This is a genomic window from Photobacterium sp. 53610, from assembly GCF_036409375.1.
In the GTDB taxonomy this organism is placed as follows: Bacteria; Pseudomonadota; Gammaproteobacteria; order Enterobacterales; family Vibrionaceae; genus Photobacterium.
Window position 1 is genome coordinate 85,216 of record NZ_JAXOFS010000012.1, and the last position, 17,410, is coordinate 102,625.

General features: G+C 52.1%; 19 protein-coding genes and 1 riboswitch. Of the genes, 15 read left to right on the forward strand and 4 right to left on the reverse strand.

Annotated elements, in window-relative coordinates; all coding sequences use genetic code 11:
• Window positions 1-2 precede the first annotated feature (2 nt).
• The 9 genes from gspH to cysQ all read left to right on the forward strand — a co-directional run bounded on the left by gspH (window position 3) and on the right by cysQ (window position 6,648).
• On the forward strand, window positions 3-578 hold the full coding sequence (gene gspH / locus SPK40_RS19895; protein ID WP_248144680.1) for a type II secretion system minor pseudopilin GspH: 576 nt from the start codon (window positions 3-5) through the stop codon (window positions 576-578).
• On the forward strand, window positions 575-952 hold the full coding sequence (gene gspI / locus SPK40_RS19900) for a type II secretion system minor pseudopilin GspI (protein WP_330961655.1): 378 nt from the start codon (window positions 575-577) through the stop codon (window positions 950-952). The genes gspH and gspI overlap by 4 nt, the downstream gene beginning before the upstream one ends.
• The gene (gene gspJ / locus SPK40_RS19905) at window positions 942-1,610 is read left to right on the forward strand and encodes a type II secretion system minor pseudopilin GspJ (RefSeq protein ID WP_330961656.1); all 669 of its coding nucleotides are present in this window, start codon (window positions 942-944) and stop codon (window positions 1,608-1,610) included. Before gspI ends, gspJ begins: the two co-directional genes overlap by 11 nt.
• The gene (gene gspK, locus SPK40_RS19910; protein ID WP_330961657.1) at window positions 1,607-2,626 is read left to right on the forward strand and encodes a type II secretion system minor pseudopilin GspK; all 1,020 of its coding nucleotides are present in this window, start codon (window positions 1,607-1,609) and stop codon (window positions 2,624-2,626) included. Before gspJ ends, gspK begins: the two co-directional genes overlap by 4 nt.
• Complete coding sequence (gspL, locus tag SPK40_RS19915) at window positions 2,595-3,884, forward strand: type II secretion system protein GspL (protein ID WP_330961658.1); 1,290 nt, start codon at window positions 2,595-2,597, stop codon at window positions 3,882-3,884. Before gspK ends, gspL begins: the two co-directional genes overlap by 32 nt.
• Window positions 3,881-4,363, forward strand: coding sequence for a type II secretion system protein M (locus tag SPK40_RS19920; RefSeq protein WP_330961659.1), 483 nt, complete (start codon window positions 3,881-3,883; stop codon window positions 4,361-4,363). The genes gspL and SPK40_RS19920 overlap by 4 nt, the downstream gene beginning before the upstream one ends.
• A 2-nt stretch (window positions 4,364-4,365) precedes the next feature.
• A complete protein-coding gene (locus SPK40_RS19925; protein ID WP_330961660.1) occupies window positions 4,366-5,124 on the forward strand; it encodes a type II secretion system protein N in 759 nt (252 codons plus the stop codon).
• Between the two features lie 127 nt (window positions 5,125-5,251).
• Complete coding sequence (nudE, locus tag SPK40_RS19930) at window positions 5,252-5,800, forward strand: ADP compounds hydrolase NudE (RefSeq protein ID WP_248144687.1); 549 nt, start codon at window positions 5,252-5,254, stop codon at window positions 5,798-5,800.
• Window positions 5,801-5,814: 14 nt separating this feature from the next.
• Window positions 5,815-6,648, forward strand: a complete 834-nt coding sequence (gene cysQ / locus SPK40_RS19935; RefSeq protein WP_330961661.1) for a 3'(2'),5'-bisphosphate nucleotidase CysQ — start codon at window positions 5,815-5,817, stop codon at window positions 6,646-6,648.
• 42 nt (window positions 6,649-6,690) lie between these two features.
• Here cysQ and SPK40_RS19940 read toward each other — a convergent pair whose 3' ends face one another.
• Window positions 6,691-7,566: a LysR substrate-binding domain-containing protein gene (locus SPK40_RS19940; RefSeq protein ID WP_248144689.1), complete on the reverse strand. Its 876-nt coding sequence runs from the start codon at window positions 7,564-7,566 to the stop codon at window positions 6,691-6,693.
• A 167-nt stretch (window positions 7,567-7,733) separates the two neighbouring features.
• Here SPK40_RS19940 and SPK40_RS19945 point away from each other — a divergent pair, with 167 nt between their 5' ends.
• The gene (locus SPK40_RS19945) at window positions 7,734-8,585 is read left to right on the forward strand and encodes a bifunctional allantoicase/(S)-ureidoglycine aminohydrolase (protein ID WP_330961662.1); all 852 of its coding nucleotides are present in this window, start codon (window positions 7,734-7,736) and stop codon (window positions 8,583-8,585) included.
• 94 nt (window positions 8,586-8,679) lie between these two features.
• Here the strand turns inward: SPK40_RS19945 and sthA are convergent, their stop codons facing one another.
• Window positions 8,680-10,095: a Si-specific NAD(P)(+) transhydrogenase gene (gene sthA / locus SPK40_RS19950; protein WP_248144691.1), complete on the reverse strand. Its 1,416-nt coding sequence runs from the start codon at window positions 10,093-10,095 to the stop codon at window positions 8,680-8,682.
• 296 nt (window positions 10,096-10,391) lie between these two features.
• Here sthA and fabR point away from each other — a divergent pair, with 296 nt between their 5' ends.
• Complete coding sequence (gene fabR / locus SPK40_RS19955) at window positions 10,392-11,027, forward strand: HTH-type transcriptional repressor FabR (RefSeq protein ID WP_248144702.1); 636 nt, start codon at window positions 10,392-10,394, stop codon at window positions 11,025-11,027.
• 17 nt (window positions 11,028-11,044) lie between these two features.
• Window positions 11,045-11,422 carry a YijD family membrane protein gene (locus SPK40_RS19960; RefSeq protein ID WP_248144692.1) on the forward strand — a complete coding sequence of 126 codons (378 nt, stop codon included), beginning with the start codon at window positions 11,045-11,047 and terminating at the stop codon, window positions 11,420-11,422.
• Window positions 11,423-11,497: 75 nt separating this feature from the next.
• Here SPK40_RS19960 and trmA read toward each other — a convergent pair whose 3' ends face one another.
• Complete coding sequence (trmA, locus tag SPK40_RS19965; RefSeq protein WP_248144693.1) at window positions 11,498-12,604, reverse strand: tRNA (uridine(54)-C5)-methyltransferase TrmA; 1,107 nt, start codon at window positions 12,602-12,604, stop codon at window positions 11,498-11,500.
• Between the two features lie 147 nt (window positions 12,605-12,751).
• A riboswitch (cobalamin riboswitch) is annotated at window positions 12,752-12,978 on the forward strand.
• 42 nt (window positions 12,979-13,020) lie between these two features.
• Between trmA and SPK40_RS19970 the strand changes: the two genes are divergently transcribed.
• The 3 genes from SPK40_RS19970 (at window position 13,021) to murI (ending at window position 16,552) form a co-directional block, all read left to right on the forward strand.
• Window positions 13,021-14,961 (forward strand): TonB-dependent receptor, encoded by a 1,941-nt coding sequence (locus SPK40_RS19970; RefSeq protein WP_248144694.1) that lies wholly within the window; start codon window positions 13,021-13,023, stop codon window positions 14,959-14,961.
• Between the two features lie 39 nt (window positions 14,962-15,000).
• Entirely contained in the window at window positions 15,001-15,678 is a 678-nt protein-coding gene (locus SPK40_RS19975; protein WP_248144695.1) for an adenine nucleotide alpha hydrolase, read from the forward strand.
• 76 nt (window positions 15,679-15,754) lie between these two features.
• Entirely contained in the window at window positions 15,755-16,552 is a 798-nt protein-coding gene (gene murI, locus SPK40_RS19980) for a glutamate racemase (RefSeq protein ID WP_248144696.1), read from the forward strand.
• On the opposite strand, the gene SPK40_RS19985 is transcribed toward murI, so the two are convergent.
• Entirely contained in the window at window positions 16,524-16,976 is a 453-nt protein-coding gene (locus SPK40_RS19985; protein WP_248144697.1) for an RNA recognition motif domain-containing protein, read from the reverse strand. The two genes, murI and SPK40_RS19985, sit on opposite strands and share 29 nt — an antisense overlap.
• Between the last annotated feature and the right edge of the window lie 434 nt (window positions 16,977-17,410).

Genomic DNA, 17,410 nt, shown 5'->3' on the forward strand with positions numbered 1-17,410 from the left:
ATATGTATCGAAAGGCTGCTGGTTTTACCCTGATCGAACTGCTACTGGTGCTGGTGCTGCTGGCAACCAGCGCCGTAGCCGTTATTTTCACCCTGCCTGCCCCGAAAGACGATGCGCTGAAAGAAGAGGCGCATCGCTTTCAGTATCTGGTGCAGCTGTTGGGGGAGGATGCGATGCTTAACGGGCGTGATTATGGTGTCCGGGTTGACCGACAGGGCTATCGCTTTTTTGAGCTTGCGCCGGATGGCTGGCAGCCGTTGAAAGACTCCCGTTACTTTACGGAAGTAACGCTGCCGGACACATTGGGAATGGAGGTCAAAATCGGCAGTAATGCCTGGCAGGACGATGACCGTCTGTTTGAGCCGGGGACATTGTTTGATGAAGACCTGTTCGCAGAGGAAAAGGAGAAGCAGGCCCGGCCACCGCAAATTATTGTCATGGCCAGTGGTGAGTATACTCCGTTTACCGTGACCTTTGATGCCAGCGGAGAAAGTGATGTCTGGCGGGTTGAAGCCGATGAAGTGGGACAGCTGCACTTGCTGGCTCCGGGCGAAACCCGCGAGGGGAAGAAACCATGAAAGATGGCCTGACGAAATTCACGCAAACCGGATTTACCTTGCTGGAAGTTCTGGTAGCGCTGGCCATTTTTGCCACCGCTGCCCTCAGTGTTATGAAGGCTGTTGGTCAGCACATCAACACCGTGGGTTATCTGGAACAAAAAACTTTTGCCACCATGGTGGCGGACAATGAACTCGCCCGGCTCCGCATTGCCGGTGAACGGCTGACGGCCGAGAAAAAAGGCAAGTCAGAGCTTGCCGGGCAAACCTGGTACTGGTCAGTGAAAAGCACGAAGACAGCAGATGGCTACCTGAGAGCTCTGGATGTGTCTGTGGCGACTGATGAAGCGATGAAAGATCGGGTAACCACCCTAAGGACCTACATTGAAAACTGAGCGTCGCCCATCCGGGCTGCAGCGTTCAGCCGGATTTACGCTGCTGGAAGTGCTCGTTGCGATTGCCGTCTTCGCCATGCTCAGCATGTCTGCCTATCAGGTAATGAATGGGGTTCAGCGTAGCGATGAGCAGTCTCGCGAGCATAATGAACGCTTGCAGGAAATACAGCGTGCGATGGTGATGCTGGATGGTGATTTCCGCCAGATGGTTGCCCGCCAGGTCAGACAGCAGGGGAACAATGAAAGTGGTCCGCTGCTGCAAAGTGGCGAGTATCTTCTTGATTCTTCAAGTCATGGTATCCTTTTTACCCGAGATGGCTGGCAAAATCCGCAGCAGATGTTTCCCCGCAGCGAAATTCTTCGGGTCGGTTATCGGATCATTGATGAGACGCTCGAACGGGTCTGGTTTCGTTATCCGGATACGGTGGTCGGCACTGAGCCGCTGGTACGCAAGGTACTGACCGGCGTGACCGCACTGTCGTTTCGTTACTACGGCGCGGAGGGCTGGCAGGACAGCTGGACTGACAGCGGGGCATTGCCCAAAGGGATTGCCGTCACGCTGACGCTGGATGATTTCGGCAAAGTTGAACGCGTATATATGCTGCCGGATGCGAAACTGCCTTCGGCAACCAAAAAAGACGGGGATGCAGATTCATGAGGCGGTCACCAGCGAAACAGCGCGGGGTTGCCCTGATCGTTGTCCTTCTTCTGCTCGCCATGATGACACTGCTGGCCGTACAGATGACCGATCGCTTGCAGCTGAATTTCTACCGGGTTGAAAACCAGGTGTTTAACCAGCAGGCCTACTGGTACAGCCAGGGGATGGAGCAGCTGGCGAAGGTTGCAATTGAGCAAAGTCTGTCTGACAGCGACACGGTGAATCTCAGTCAGGTCTGGGCGACAGAAGGCCAGAGCTACCCGCTGGATAACGGGGAAGTGAAGGGCAATATCTATGATCGCCAGGCCTGTTTTAACCTGAATGCTCTGTCCGGCCAGGCGCCGGAGCAGGATCGAACCAAAAAGCCTTTCCGGGTCCGTTTTCTGCAGGCCTTGCTGGAAGAAAGCGGCAGTGAAAGTTATGAAGCCGAAGTGGCGGCGGACTCCGTCTGGGAATATGTCGATCCGGATGAAACTGTATACAGCGCTTATGGTGCGGGTGACAGCAGCTATGAGGGTTTTTCACCGCCTTATCTTCCCCCCAGAAATCTGATGGCGGATGTGACCGAATTGCGGGCGGTGAATGGTGTGAGCGCCAAAATGTTCCAGCAGGCACGTCCATTCTTGTGTGCTTTGCCCACCACCGAGCTGCTGATTAACGTGAATACCATCAAAGCGACTCAGGCTGCCTTGCTGGTCGGGGTATTCAGCCCTGAGCTGAGCCTGGATGATGCCCGACAGCTGATTGAAAATCGTCCTTATGATGGCTGGCAGGATGTTGAGGCCTTTTTGGCAGACGGGGCAATCAGTCGTCTGACCAAGACGGTCAGAGATCAGGCGAAGCCTTATCTGGCCGTCAAAAGTGATTATTTTGAGCTGGATGCTGAAGTGAAAGTAGACCGGGCTCGATTAAGAATACTGGCCCTGCTCAAACGAGACGGGGAGAACAAGGTGACGGTTGTGCGTCGCCGATATGGAGGAATGAGTGAGCGAGTTTCTGACGATAAGGCTAAGTAGCCGTCCTGCCGGGCCGGTGCATTGGCTGGTCTGGTCGCCACAGCAACAGGAAGTAATTGCCTCGGGTGAACTGGCTGACAGCAGTCAGCTCAGCGAACTGGCGGATTACGGTGCGAACCGGCCGGTGTACTTACTGGTGCCGGGAAGTGATGTGCTGCTGAGTCAGGTGTCAATTCCATCAGGGTCCGGACGCCAGCTTGCGCAGGTGTTGCCTTACCTGCTGGAGGAAGAGCTGGCTCAGGATGTCGATGATTTGCATATCCACATGCTGAAGCGTGAAGCGGATAAAGCGCATGTGGCAGTGGTGGGTCATCAGCGGATGCAGGACTGGCTGTCACTGTGTGAGGATGCCGGGTTGTCTGTCCGGAAAGTTATTCCGGACTGTCTCTGCCTGCCGGCATTTGAGAACAGCTACAGTGCCGCGGAAATCGATGGTCAGTGGTTGCTGCGGCAGTCAGTGACACAGGGAATATGTGCAGACAGTGAGTGGCTGGCAAGTTGGCTGACGGCACAGAAAGTTCCTTTGATCAGTCAGGCCATGGAAGAAGATATCTCTGAGGAGGAGGTTGAAGCTGAAGTGGCTGAAGAACTGGCAGGCGGAGATGCCGAGGTGGTTCAGACACGTATCCGTCATTTCACCCCGGCACCGTCGGGTATGCCCGGGGTTTGGCAGGCTGAAGCACCAGAACTTGTGATGGCGCTGCTGGCAAAAGGGGCGCACGAGAGTAAATCCAGCCTGTTATCGGGCCCTTACAAGTTGCAGCCTACCTGGCATAAGGCACTGAAGCCCTGGCGTAAAGTCGGCATTGCCGCTGTGTTGCTGTTAGGGGGCATGGTGGCTGAATATGTGGTTCGGGTGCAGAGCATTGAGCAGCAGGCTCAGGCTTATCAAGATGAGAGTTACCGGATTTTTCGTGAAGTGCTGCCTCAGTTTAAGTCAATTCCAACACCAAGTTACCTGAAACGTCAGTTTAATGATGAAATTGATCGCCTGGGTGGCGCAGAATCAGGAGAGGGACTGTTGCCGTGGCTGGTCAAATTAAGGCCGGCTCTGAGTAGTGTGCCGCAACTGACCGTTCAGAATCTGAAATATGATCAGAATCGTAAGGAGCTGCGTCTTCAGGCAATTGCAGCGGAGTTCCAGCACTTTGAGCAACTCAGGGTATTGCTGGTGAAAGAATTTGAAGTTGATCAGGGCCAGCTGAACCGGGAAGGCCAGCAGGTAAGTGGTGCGCTGGTACTGAGGAGGCGTTCGTGAATCAGTGGTTTAAGTCCTTAACCAGCCGTGAGCAGCGTCTGGTGATCGGTGGCGGAATTGCGCTGGTGATTGCCGTCCTCTACTGGGGGATCTGGCAACCGATGGCGCTGCGGGCGGAACACGCCGAAAATGAGCTGAAAAACCAGCGCCAGTTACTGACCTGGGTGAGCAGCAAAGCGGATGACATCATAAAGCGCAGAGCGAAAACCGGTGCGTCTGGGAGCATCAGTCCGACAGGACTGAATCAGGTGGTCAATGAAACGACCCGGCGATTCCGGATTGAACTGATCCGGATGCAGCCGCAACCGCGCGATGAATCGGTACAGGTCTGGGTTCAGCCTTTGCCGTTTAATACCCTGGTGAACTGGCTGGCATTTCTCCGGGATGAGCATGGGATTGAAGCGAAATTTCTGGATGTGTCCAAAACCGATCAGGCCGGTGTGGTCGAAGTAAACCGTTTACAGTTGGGACGAGGCTAAGCGTGGGTTTCAGAGTGTTTGTTGGGGTGAGCTTCGTGTTTGCCCTGCTGGTGAGTTTGCTGGTGCATTTGCCCGCAAGCTGGTTATGGCAGTTTGTACCGAATACACCGGGGTTGGTTGTTTCCGGGATCAGCGGGACGCCCTGGAAGGGCAGTGCATCGCAAATTCGCTGGCAGCAGTGGGTGTTGGGAGAGGCTGAATGGACAATGTTTCCCTGGAAGCTGCTGACAGGCGATGCGGCTTTTAAGGTGAGCATGGGCAGGGGCAGTGAGCTGGGATACCGTGGCGATGGTACTCTTGGCATTAATTTTGATGGCCCGTACGCAAAAGGTTTTGTGCTGACGATGTCAGCGCAACAGGTGGTGCAGTCTGTGCGCTTACCGATACCGTTAACCTTGGGCGGCAGTTTTACACTGACGCTGAATGATTACCGATTTGCCTCGCCTTATTGTCAGGCACTGGATGGTGTACTGACCTGGAATGGTGCTTTGGTCGGCACGCCGATGGGTGAAATCGACTTGGGGCCGGTGAATGCTGAACTGAGCTGTAACGACGGGCAGTTGGCGGCCACCTCCCACCAGAAATCAAATCAGGTCGAAAGCGATTGGCAGGCTAGCTTGAGCCAGAATCAAACCTACAGTCTCAATGGCTGGTTTACGCCCGGGGCAGAGCTGCCCGCTAATTTACGGGATCAGCTTAAGTGGTTGGGGAGTCCGGATGCCAGCGGCCGTTATCCGGTTCGGTATTCCGGTCGCCTGTAATTTTAGGGTGACAGCGTTCATCAAAGCTGAAAGTGGTCTAGCGGGTTTGGGGAATGTGGCTTTTTTACTTTATTTTCTGACAGCCTTGCCATTTAATACCCGGTAGACCAAGTTACAAGGAAACAGCATGGCGGCAGAAAGTAAAAAACCAACCATTCTGGCGACTGAGGTTGTGGCCCAGTCACGCCTGTTCAAGATTGAATCTTTGGATCTTCGCTTCAGTAACGGGGTGACACGGACCTATGAACGCATGAAGCCCAGCGGGCGCCATGCGGTGATGGTGGTCCCGGTTACGGCAGAAGGCGACCTGCTACTGGTTCGTGAATATTCAGCTGGTACTGACCGCTATGAGCTGGGCTTTCCAAAAGGACTGATCGATCATGGTGAAGCGGCCGAGCAGGCTGCGAACCGTGAAATGAAAGAAGAAATCGGCTTCGGTGCCAATATTTTGGTCCCCATGAAAGAAGTTGTACTGGCACCGTCCTATTTTTCCAGCCGGATGACGCTGTTTCTGGCCCAGGACTTGTATCCTGAACGGCTGGAAGGTGATGAACCCGAACCGCTGGAGGTGGTGCGCTGGCCATTGGCGCAGGCTGAGGAACTGCTCAGTCATCTGGACTTTGCGGAAGCCAGAAGCATCACCGCCTTATTTTTGGCATTGAAGTACTTATCCTAGCGCAGGAGTGTGAGATGGAACTATCGAGCCTTATTCCATCCGTGATTGAAATTGCCCGGGCATCGGGACAGGTAATACTGGATATTTACCAGCGTGGCCAGTTTGAGAAGCAGGTCAAGCATGATAATACTCCGGTCACCAGTGCAGATCTGGCGGCCCATAAACTAGTGCTGGAGCGTTTGAGTGAACTGACTCCGGACATTCCCGTCTTGTCGGAAGAAGATGCTGCCATTCCATTGGCAGAGCGGAGTCAGTGGCAGCGCTACTGGCTGGTGGACCCTCTGGACGGCACTCAGGAATTTATTGCCGGCAGCGGAGATTTCGCAACCATTATCGCGCTGGTGGAAGACAATCAGCCAGTAATGGGGGTGGTCTATGCACCGGTCTCCGGCGTGGTGTATTATGCGTACCGGAATCAGGGAGCCTGGAAGATCACGCCGGAAGGTGAAACGGTCCGGATTTCCACCCATAAACATGAAGGTCCGACACGCTCGATTGCTGTGGCAATCAGCCGGCGTCAGGATATACGTGTGATCACCAATCGATTGGATCCGGCGCTGAACTATGATTTGGTACCGCTGGGCTCGGCGGCACTGAAATCCTGTCTGGTGGCCGAAGGTGCGGTGGATTGTTATCTGCGACTGGGGCCAACCGGGGAGTGGGACACTGCTGCGACGCAATGCATTGTCGAAGAAGCGGGCGGTCGAATCCTCAACACACATCTGACGCCGTTGTCTTACAACGAGCGGCATACGCTGGAAAATCCGAACTTTATTACTCTGGGCGATGAGAGTCTGCCCTGGTCTGAGATTCTGACGCCGGATAACCGGATGATGGAAGCCAGTTAACTAAACACTGAAACGGCCCGAGCGGGCCGTTTCTTTTTTGTGTTACTGCTCGCGTTCGAAAATCCGGTCACAGGTATGGATGAGTTGCTCGGCCAGGGTCCGGCTGAGCGCAGAAAGTTTGCTTTGTGCATGCAGGGTCACCTCCATATCCGGTACCGGCGGCAGTCCGTCCTGTTCGTCCAGGATCCGGTGCTGAGCGGTCACCAGACGCCGGGGTAAGAGTGAAATCCCCAGTCCGGCTTCGACAGCGCAGCAAACACCGGACAGGCTGGTACTGACATAAGCCAGCCGCCAGCTGCGACCCAGACTGTCAAACGTATGGGCCATCTCGTTCCGGTACAGCCCGCCAATCGGGAATGAGACCAGCGGGACAGGATGCCGTTCGAGGTTGTTGCTGTGCAGCGCGTCGATCCAGCACAGCGGTTCGGGCCAGTGGCTCAGGCCGGGTTGGCTGCCCGGGCGTTGTTTGACCAGCGCCAGATCCAGCTCACTGTTCTGAAACTCTCGCCAGATATCACTGCACATCCCGCTTTTCACTTCCAGCCGGATGCCCGGATACGCACTGGAAAAGGCATGCAGGGTCGGCATGATGGCATGGGTCGCAAAATCTTCCGGAACGCCCAGACGGATTTTTTGCTGTTCAGCACTGAGGCTGGTCTGCGCGACGGCTTCATTCATCAGCTGCAGGATGCGGCGGGCATAGCTGAGCACCCGCTCTCCTTCCAGTGTTGCTGTAACATAGCGGCCTTTCCGGTGCAGCAGTTCACACCCCAGCTGTGATTCGAGTTTACGGACTTGCTGACTGACCGTCGATTGTGTGAGGTGGGTACTCTCGGCAGCACGGGTAAAGCTGCCACTGTCGATGACGGCGACGAAGCTGCGGAGCAAAACCGGATCTAATGTCTTGTTGAGGTTCATTATTTTTCCAGTGGAAAATCCACTAACTGGCATTTATTTATTTAATTTATAAATCAAACAGCCATGCTCTACAATCATAAGTCTCCAGTATCGAAACAGCAGTCTCATCCAGATCCTGCTTGATCTATCGGCGCAGTCACACTGCTATACATGAAAGGATATCTGTCATGGCTCGTAATACTTATTATGCCCCTCAGGGCGGTCTGCCGCCCCAAACTCAAATTCTGTCGGACCGCGCGGTGTTTACCGAAGCGTATGCCATCATTCCCAAGGGCGTGATGAGCGATATCGTGACCAGTTTTCTGCCTTTCTGGGAAGACACTCGGCTCTGGGTGATTGCCCGGCCGATGACAGGTTTTGCGGAAACCTTCTCTCATTACATCATGGAAGTGTCACCGCAGGGCGGCAGTGACAAACCTGAACTGGATGCCGGTGCTGAAGGCGTGCTGTTTATCGTCGAAGGGGAGATGACCCTGACCCTGGAAGGGGAAGAGCATCATATGACCACCGGAGGTTATGCTTATCTGCCGCCTTCGGCACAATGGCGTCTGAAAAATCACAGCGATGCACCGGTGCGGTTCCACTGGATCAGGAAGGCTTACCAGTTTGTAGATGGCATTGCGGTGCCGGATGCATTCGTGACCAATGAAAACGACATCGAACCGACTGCCATGCCGGATACCGGTGATGTCTGGGCGACCACCCGGTTTGCTGATCCGGCAGATATGCGTCATGACATGCATGTCAACATTGTGACTTTTCAGCCCGGCGGGATCATTCCTTTCGATGAAACCCATGTCATGGAGCATGGTCTGTATGTGCTCGAAGGTAAGGCGGTTTATCACCTGAATCAGGACTGGGTCGAAGTGGAAGCGGGTGACTATATGTGGTTAAGGGCTTTCTGCCCGCAGGCATGTTATGCCGGTGGTCCGGGTCGTTTCCGCTATCTGCTGTACAAAGATGTGAACCGTCACATGTTGCTGAATCCGTCATCAGCGTATCGCGGTAACCGGCTGTAACTGACTCCGGGCATGCAAAAACGGCGCACTTCACAGTGCGCCGTTTTGTTTATGGGGTGTATCGTTCCGCAGAGCAAACTACGGAACGGTGCTTTCAAAACAGGCGGTTCAGCCCGTTCAGTGCTGCGACTCGGTAGGCTTCAGCCATGGTCGGATAGTTGAAGGTGGTATTGACGAAGTAGTCGATTGTGTTGCCGCCGTTCTTCTGCTCCATGATGGCCTGGCCGATGTGGATGATTTCTGCCGCACGTTCGCCGAAGCAGTGGATCCCTAAGATTTCTTTGGTATCGCGGTGGAACAGGATCTTCAGGCTGCCGACATCCATTCCGGCAATCTGGGCCCGTGCCAGGTGTTTGAACTGTGCACGTCCTACTTCATACGGGACTTTTTCTGCCGTCAGTTGCTGCTCGGTTTTACCGACGGAACTGATTTCCGGAATGGTGTAAATGCCGGTCGGGATATGGTCAATCAGTTGTCCCTGTGCCTGACCGGTGGCAATGGCCTGGGCGACGAACCGGCCCTGATCATAGGCGGCACTGGCCAAACTCGGGTAACCAATGACATCGCCGACAGCATAAATGTTGTCGATTTCGGTGCAGTAATTCTGGTCGACGGACAGCTGGCCGCGGGAATCCGGTGTCAGTCCGACAGCATCCAGATTCAGGCGGTCGGTATTACCGGTCCGGCCGTTTGCATACAGCAGGCAGTCGGCTTTCATTTTCTTGCCGGACTCCAGATGCAGGACCACCCCGTCATCCGTTCCTTCGATTTTGCTGTAGGTCTCGCCGTTGCGGATCAGCACCCCGTTGTTCCACAGGTGATAAGACAGTGAATCGGAGATCTCGTTGTCCAGAAATTCCAGCAGGCGTTGACGGGTGTTGATCAGGTCTACTTTGACGCCCAGCCCCCGGAAGATTGAGGCATACTCACTGCCGATGACACCGGCGCCATAGATAATGATATGGCGCGGATCATGCTGCAGGCGCAGAACGGAGTCGCTGTCGTAGATACGTGAGTGATTGAAATCAACGTTGTTCGGATGATATGGCCGTGAGCCGGTTGCGATCACGAACTTGTCAGCGGTGTAAGTCTCCTGGCTGCCGTCGTGATGACGGACCCGAAGTGTGTGGTTGTCTACAAAGCTGGCTTCGCCGGAGATAATCGGGCACTGATTGCGATCATAAAAACCCTGACGCATGCGGGTTTGTTTGCTGACAACATCTTGCGCATGACCAAGGATCCGGCTGAAGGTGCTGTGCAGCGGTGCGGAGTTTCTGCTGTACAGCGGGTTTTTGTTGAATTCAATAATCCGGCTGACCGCATGGCGTAAAGCTTTGGAAGGGATGGTTCCCCAGTGAGTACAGCCGCCGCCGACACTGCTTTCCCGCTCGACAATCGCCACATTGAAGCCAGCTTTGGTCAGGCCCATGGCGGCCCCTTCGCCCCCGGGTCCGCTGCCGATAATGATCACATCATAGTGTGAGGGAGTCGTAGGGTTTTGTTTGCTCATGGGCCGCCTTTATTATCCGATTGTTTCTGTGGTGCGGAGTGTAACGTTTTCCTGCACAAGGGAAAATCGCCTTGCCGCGATAGAGCGCGGAGGATCACGTTGTCGGTGATAGATTTCTCAAATATGTACCTGAATATCAGGAGATTGTGAGCCGACTGGGAAAACCGGAACTGTGATTTTGATTCCAGCTGAGTGGCTCGTTAGTATTCCCCCGGTCAAAAAGAGGAATGACGCTGAACAAGTTGCTGAAAGCGGGTATAGTGAAACACAAACTGGCAACCGAGAAGCAGTCAACCATGGGGATCAGGGCCCAACAGAAAGAGAAAACCCGGCGTTCACTGATTAACGCAGCATTTAACCAGCTCAGTGCCGAGCGGAGTTTTTCCAGTCTCAGCCTGCGCGAAGTCGCCCGCGAAGCGGGGATCGCGCCCACGTCTTTCTATCGTCACTTCAAAGATATGGATGAACTTGGACTAACATTGGTTGATGAGGGGGGCCTGCTGCTTCGCCAGTTGATGCGTCAGGCCCGGCAGCGTATTGCCGAGGAAGGCAGCGTCATCCGCACTTCTGTTGAAACCTTTATGGAATTTATTGAAAGCAGCCCGAACGTGTTCCGGCTGCTGTTACGGGAGCGTTCCGGCACGTCTCCGGCGTTTCGTGCGGCCGTTGCCCGAGAAATTCAGCACTTTGTGGCGGAACTCACGGAGTATCTGGAGGCCAAAGGAGGAAGCCGTCATGAAGATGCATTCACTCAGGCTGAAGCTTTGGTCACACTGGTATTCAGTTCCGGCGCCGATGCACTGGATCTCGATGCTCAGTCGCGGGCAGAGCATGCCGAGCGTTTGATTATGCAACTCCGGATGATTGCCAAGGGTGCTTACTGGTATCGTAAAGAGCGTGAGCGGAACACGCTGGCGCATAAACCTAAATAGAAAATGTTGGTGAAAATATGGACAAGCAACAAGTTAAAGCAGAACGCAAGACCTTAATCCTGTCGCTGCTGGCGGGACTATGCGGTAATGCCACACTGGCTGTGTTTACCTCCAGTGCGGTCGCTTTCTCTATTTTTCCTGTCATTGCTTTTATCATGACAGTGTATTGCCTGTATCAGGATTACCTGACACGTCCAATGTCGGAAGGGACGCCGCAGATTGCCTTTGCACTGTTTTTAGTCGGTGCCTTTGGGTATTCCGCATTCCTGCGAGCTCAGACACCGGACATGGGCTCCAACTTCCTGCCGCTGATGATCTGTCTGGCGCTGCTGCTGTGGGTGGCCTACCGGATGGGTATCATGAAGCCAAAAGCAAAAACTCAGGAAGACGCGTAAGCTTGTCGATTTCACGTAAAAAGGCGCCTGAGGGCGCCTTTTTTATATCGGAATGATTGCCTGCCGGACGTGCGGTTATCTGCGCTCCAGCATCACACCGGCTTCCATGTGGTGGGTATACGGAAACTGGTCAAACAGTGCAAAGCGGGTGATCCGGTGAGTCGTACTCAGAATCTCCAGATTGGCTTTCAGGGTGTCCGGGTTACAGGAGATGTAGACGATGCGCTCGTAGCCCTGAACCATACGGCAAGTATCGTCATCCATGCCGGACCGTGGCGGATCGACAAAAATGGTGTTGCAATGGTAGCTTTTCAGATCAATGTTGTTGTCTTTCAGGCGGCGAAACTCGCGCTGACCTTCCATGGCCTGTGTAAACTCTTCAGCGGACATCCGGATGATCTGTACGTTATCGATCTGGTTTGCCGCAATGTTGTACTGAGCTGAGTCCACAGACGGCTTCGCCAGTTCGGTTGCCAGAACGCGTTCAAAGTTCTGCGCCAGAGCCAGCGAGAAATTACCGTTACCGCAATACAGCTCCAGCAGATCGCCTTCGCTGTCCTGCGTACAGTCGACCGCCCACTCAAGCATTTTCTGTGCGACTTCACCATTTGGCTGAGTGAAACTGTTCTCGACCTGCTGATAGGTGAGGGTGCGATCATTGACTTTCAGTTTTTCAACCACGTAGTCCTGATCCAACACGATTTTTTGTTTGCGTGCACGACCGATCAAATTGAGGTTGAAACCTTCATCATTCAGGCGCTGCTTCAGGATTTTGGCTTCTTTGAGCCACTGATCGTCCAGCTGACGGTGATACAGTAGGGAGACCAGCACCTCGCCGCTTAAAGTTGACAGAAAGTCGACCTGAAACAGTTTATGACGCAGGGCGCGGTTTGGTTTCATGGCGTCCATCAGCAGCGGCATCAGGTCATTGATCAGGCGGCTGGCCGCTGGGAACTGATCGACACGGTATTTCTCGCGGGTTTCCTGATTGAACATGATGTAATACAGGTCTTCCCCTTCGTGCCAGACGCGAAATTCCGCGCGCATGCGGTAATGCTGTGCAGGCGAAGCAAACACTTCCAACTCCGGGGTGTCTACGTCAGCAAACAGCGCTTGCATGCGCTCGGCTTTCTCGTCCAGCTGTGCCTGGTAGGTATCGGGGTTGATTGGGGTTGCTGCCATGGTGTTGCCTCAAAACTGCTCAAAATAAGAGCGGAGATTTTATTGCATTGTTGACTGATGTCCAGTGCAAGGGCGGAGAAAAATGTTGGCGGTGTAGATTTGTCATGAGTAATAGCAAACTAAACTAGACAATCGGAACAGTGAAAACTAGCATTTTGTTGCGCTGGTTTGCCTGCAGAGCAGGTGGGGGAATACGGTGAGAATCCGTAACTGACGCGCAGCGGTAAGAGAGAACGAAGACACAGGGCTGGAAGCCAGACACTGTTTCCTCAGGTGTGCGCAATGCATGCTGAACGAAATGGGAAGTCGTTGTCCTAGGCGGTTGTTCAACCGTGCTCTCAAGTCCGAAGACCGACCAGCGCCGAAGGCAGTACGGAGACTGCCAGATTTCAACGCGATTTAAGGTATCCAAAATAATGAAAAAAACGCTTTTAGCAGTGGCGTTGGCACCGTTGTGCCTGCAATCCTCTCTTGTTTCCGCCCAGAACACGACTGAAGAGACTATGGTGGTCATTGGACGCAGTGCCAATGTGAACTCTATAGATAATATCCCGGCGAATGTCAGCGTGATTACCCAGAATGATATCCAGGAATCAGGCGCACAAAACCTGTCTGCCTTATTGCGAGGTCGGGCTGGTATTCAGGTTTCTGACACAAACAGTGGCCCTGTACTTTCCCTCCGTGGTTTCAGTGGTGAGCAGGCTGCGAGTAATACGTTGATCCTGGTGGATGGCCGTAAACTGAACCGTAATGATCTCTCTTCACCTAATTTGAATGCGATCGCATTGAGTCAGGTTGAGAGAGTTGAAGTTTTATCTGGCAGTGCTGGTGTACTGTACGGTGATCAGGCTGTAGGCGGTGTGATTAATATCATCACTAAATCGCCTGATTCCACTGGTGGCAGTCTCGGTGCGACTGCAGGTAGTTTTGATACTTATGGGTATCGGGGGGATGTATCTGGCCGCATTAATGATGACTGGCATTATTACTTTGCTGGAAATCAGACGAACAGCGATAACTATCGTCAGCATAATGAAAGCAAGGATGGCTCTATCCTTGGTCGGATTCAATTCAATCAAGATGACAAGCGTTTTTTTGTTGAAACGAATTATTTAGACACGAATCGCGAATATGCTGGATCTTTAACTGAGGAACAATTTAGGGAAAATCCTAGACAAGCGAACGCTGCATTTCCTAATGATTATGCTCATGAAATATCAACGGTGTACCGTACTGGTTATCGTCAAGACTTGGTCGGTCCTTGGGCTATCAACACTGAGGTGAGCTATGACGATACTAAAAGCAGAGGTATCGCTTGGGGGGGGCGTACGAAAAAGAAAATGGATGACCTCTATGCTTCTGTACAGCTAGAGGCTGGTTTACTCACTAACAAAGGAGAGAGTAACGTCCTGATTGGTCTTGATTACTCCAACAGTAAGTTTGATTATCTGACTGGTTCCAGCGATCGTGATAATGATCAACAGACACTCAGCGTGTATGGCCAGGTTAACTACCCTGTTATGACAGATTTAATGGTGACGTTGGGAGGGCGGTATGCCGAAGTAGAAGATGATCTAAAAGACAAACAGGCATACCCTGATAGGCAATCTATTGATAACAGTGCTCACGCTGTAGAGTTGTCTGCAAACTACTTTCTCAATGATAAACAGCGTGTATATGCACGCTTCGATCAAAACTTTCGCTTTGCGAAGGTTGATGAACAAGCATATACCTCAGCAGGTGTGATTGGATTAAAACCACAAACCGGTGATTCAATTGAAGCTGGATGGTCATATTCTGATAGTTATTTTATTACGAGCGTCAGTGTTTACCGCTTAGTACTTGAAGATGAAATCGTTTTTGACAGTACAGCGTCTGCACCAAATGGTGGTCTGTTTCCTGGAGCAAACGTTAATGCGGATGCGACACGTCGGTATGGAGTAGACCTCAGTGGCACATATTATTTGACTGATTCAGCTTCAGTTGGCGCTGAGTACCATTATGTTGATGGCGAATTTACCAAGGGCGAGAATAAAGGCAAAAATATTTCTGGTGTAGCGCCGTATAGTGGGCGTGTTTTTGGCACCCTAACTATTGTGCGGGACTGGCAGCTATTTGCGGAGTCAGTGTATACGGGATCGCAATATCGGGATGGTGACAACGCCAACAGCCAGGACAAAGTTGATAGTTACTGGTTGATGAATGTTGCTGTGAACTACGCACTGAATAACTGGCAGGCAAGTTTACGGGTCGATAACTTGGCAGATGAAAGTTATCCAAGTTCTGTAAACACATGGGGAGCTTTTTACTCTGGCGATGGTCGTAAAGCGACGTTGTCTGTAGATTACCAATTCTAACCCTCAGCCGCCTTCGGGCGGCTTTTTCGTGAGATAAAGATGAAACCCAAGAAAGTGATTGTCAGTTGGTCCTCCGGTAAAGACTCGACCCTGACGCTGCTTCGCTTACTGGAAAACCCCGATTATGAGGTAGCAGGCTTGTTCACGACTTATGTCGGTGACGAAGTACCGTTTCAGGCGACCCCAATCGCTGTCGTTCGGGAGCAGGCGCGTCTCACTGGGCTGCCTTTGCTGGAAATTCCATTGCCGCAGGTTTTTCCTGCCAATGATGTTTACCAGTCGCTGGTGGTTGCGGCCATTCGAAACTGTGGATGGGAGATTGGCGCTGTCGCCTTTGGCGATATGTTCTGTAATGGCATTGAAGCTTACCGGCGGAGTTATATTGAGCCGGCTGGCTGGGAATGCGTGTTTCCTTTACTCGGTGAGGACAGCCATCAACTGGCGCTGGAAATTCTGGACAGGGGAATTCAAACCATACTGACAACAGTGGATACGCATCAGCTCAGTGGTGATTTTTGTGGACAACAGTTCGGATATCCATTGCTTGAACAGCTCTCTGAAGGTGTCGACCCATGCGGAGAAGACGGTGAGTTCCATACTCTGGTGGTGTCTGCCCCCTGTTTTCACGGGCAATTGAATATCAGTCCGTTGTTTGTAGAACGTGAGGAGCGCTTTCATTATCTCCGCTATCAGATCTCGGCCTCAGACTCACAGTAAACTGACGTTGCCGAGTTGGTTTTTACGATTCAGGCAGTATGATGAAGGCTTGAATTTTTCTCTGCCAGAATGACACGTGAAAACCATCCTTATTTTTGATTCCGGTGTGGGTGGCCTGTCGGTATATCAGGAGATATACCGGCAACTGCCTCACTATCAATATATCTATGCGTTTGATGACGCCGCTTTTCCTTATGGTGAGCTGGATGAATCCACTCTGATTGAACGTACACTGCACATCGTCAATACGTTGGTTGATAAACATCAGGCTGATCTAGTGGTGATTGCCTGCAATACGGCAAGTACGATTGTGTTGCCTCACCTGAGAGCCGCTTTAAGTCAGCCGGTGGTTGGGGTTGTTCCTGCCATTAAACCTGCTGCGCAGCTGAGTCAGAGTAAAGTTGTGGGCGTGTTAGCGACACCGGCCACCGTGAAGCGTCAGTACACTCAGTCATTGATTCAGGAATTTGCTGCAGACTGCGAAGTGCATTTACTGGGCACGACCAGGCTGGTGGAAATGGCTGAAATGAAGTTACGTGGCGGAAGGGTGGATCTGCCTGAACTGGCCGCTATCCTTCAGCCGTGGGAATCGACGGCAATAGATACCGTGGTGCTGGGGTGTACTCATTTCCCGCTGATGAAAGAAGAGATTGAGGCAGTATTCCCGCAGGCGCGTCATGTCATTGACTCCGGGAATGCAATTGCAAGCCGGGTGAAGTCACTTTTAGCTGAAGAGATTACACGCGGCGAAAAGGCGAAGGTGGAAAATCTGACTTATCACACCTGCGACAAGTCAGATCATAAGGCACTGAACGAAAGTTTACTGGCGATGCAGCTCAGCCAGGTCAGAAATCTGAACTATCCTCGTTCTTAGGCTCATTGGCTTCACGGACTTTGAGGGTACGTTGACCGAACTCTTTCTCATTCAGTTTATTGATAGCGAAGTCTGCATCTTTGCTATTCATGACGACAAAACCGAATCCGCGTCTTTTTCCTGTCCGTTTGTCTTTCATCAGGCGGACAGCGAACACCTCACCGTACTCCGCAAATAGCTCTTTGACATCCCCTTCATTCGCCCGGTAAGGCAGGTTACCAACGTAAAGTGTTTTGCTGCTTTGAGTGTCTTCTGTAGTTGTGCTGTCTTTTTGGTTGCTGCCCAGATAGAAGTTGGCAAAACCCGACAAGATGGCACCTAACGCAAAAGCAATCGCTGCGGTTAAAGAAATGAAGCTAAAAATGACAGCGCCAACCAGTGTTATCAGCGCGATGATCATTGTGTGTGAGTTAGAAAGTTTCATAGGCAAGCTACATTGTCATTGATTGAATAGTAAGAATGCGAACTCTTTTAACAAATTAATCACATTAATATTACGTGTATAAGTTTCTGATTACCAGAAAGTGAAAATAGCGTTCGTATAATGTTGACTTACGACGCATAATTTCACATTAGCTGAATTTATGACCGCTTAAACAACTTTTCTGAAGAAAAGGGTTGTCACGTGTCTTCAAGTCTCTATAATGCCGCCTCACCAACACGGGGTACGGAACAAAACGGCACTCTGGTTTGGATACAAGGCGGCACAAAGAAGCCAAATAAAAAATTGTTTGACTCTTTAAATTGATTCGTTAGAATGGCCGCCCTGTTCGAGATTAACCCTTTGGGTTAACAGCGAAAGCTCTTTAACAATTTGACCATGCAATCTGTGTGGGCACTCGACAATGATACAGTCAA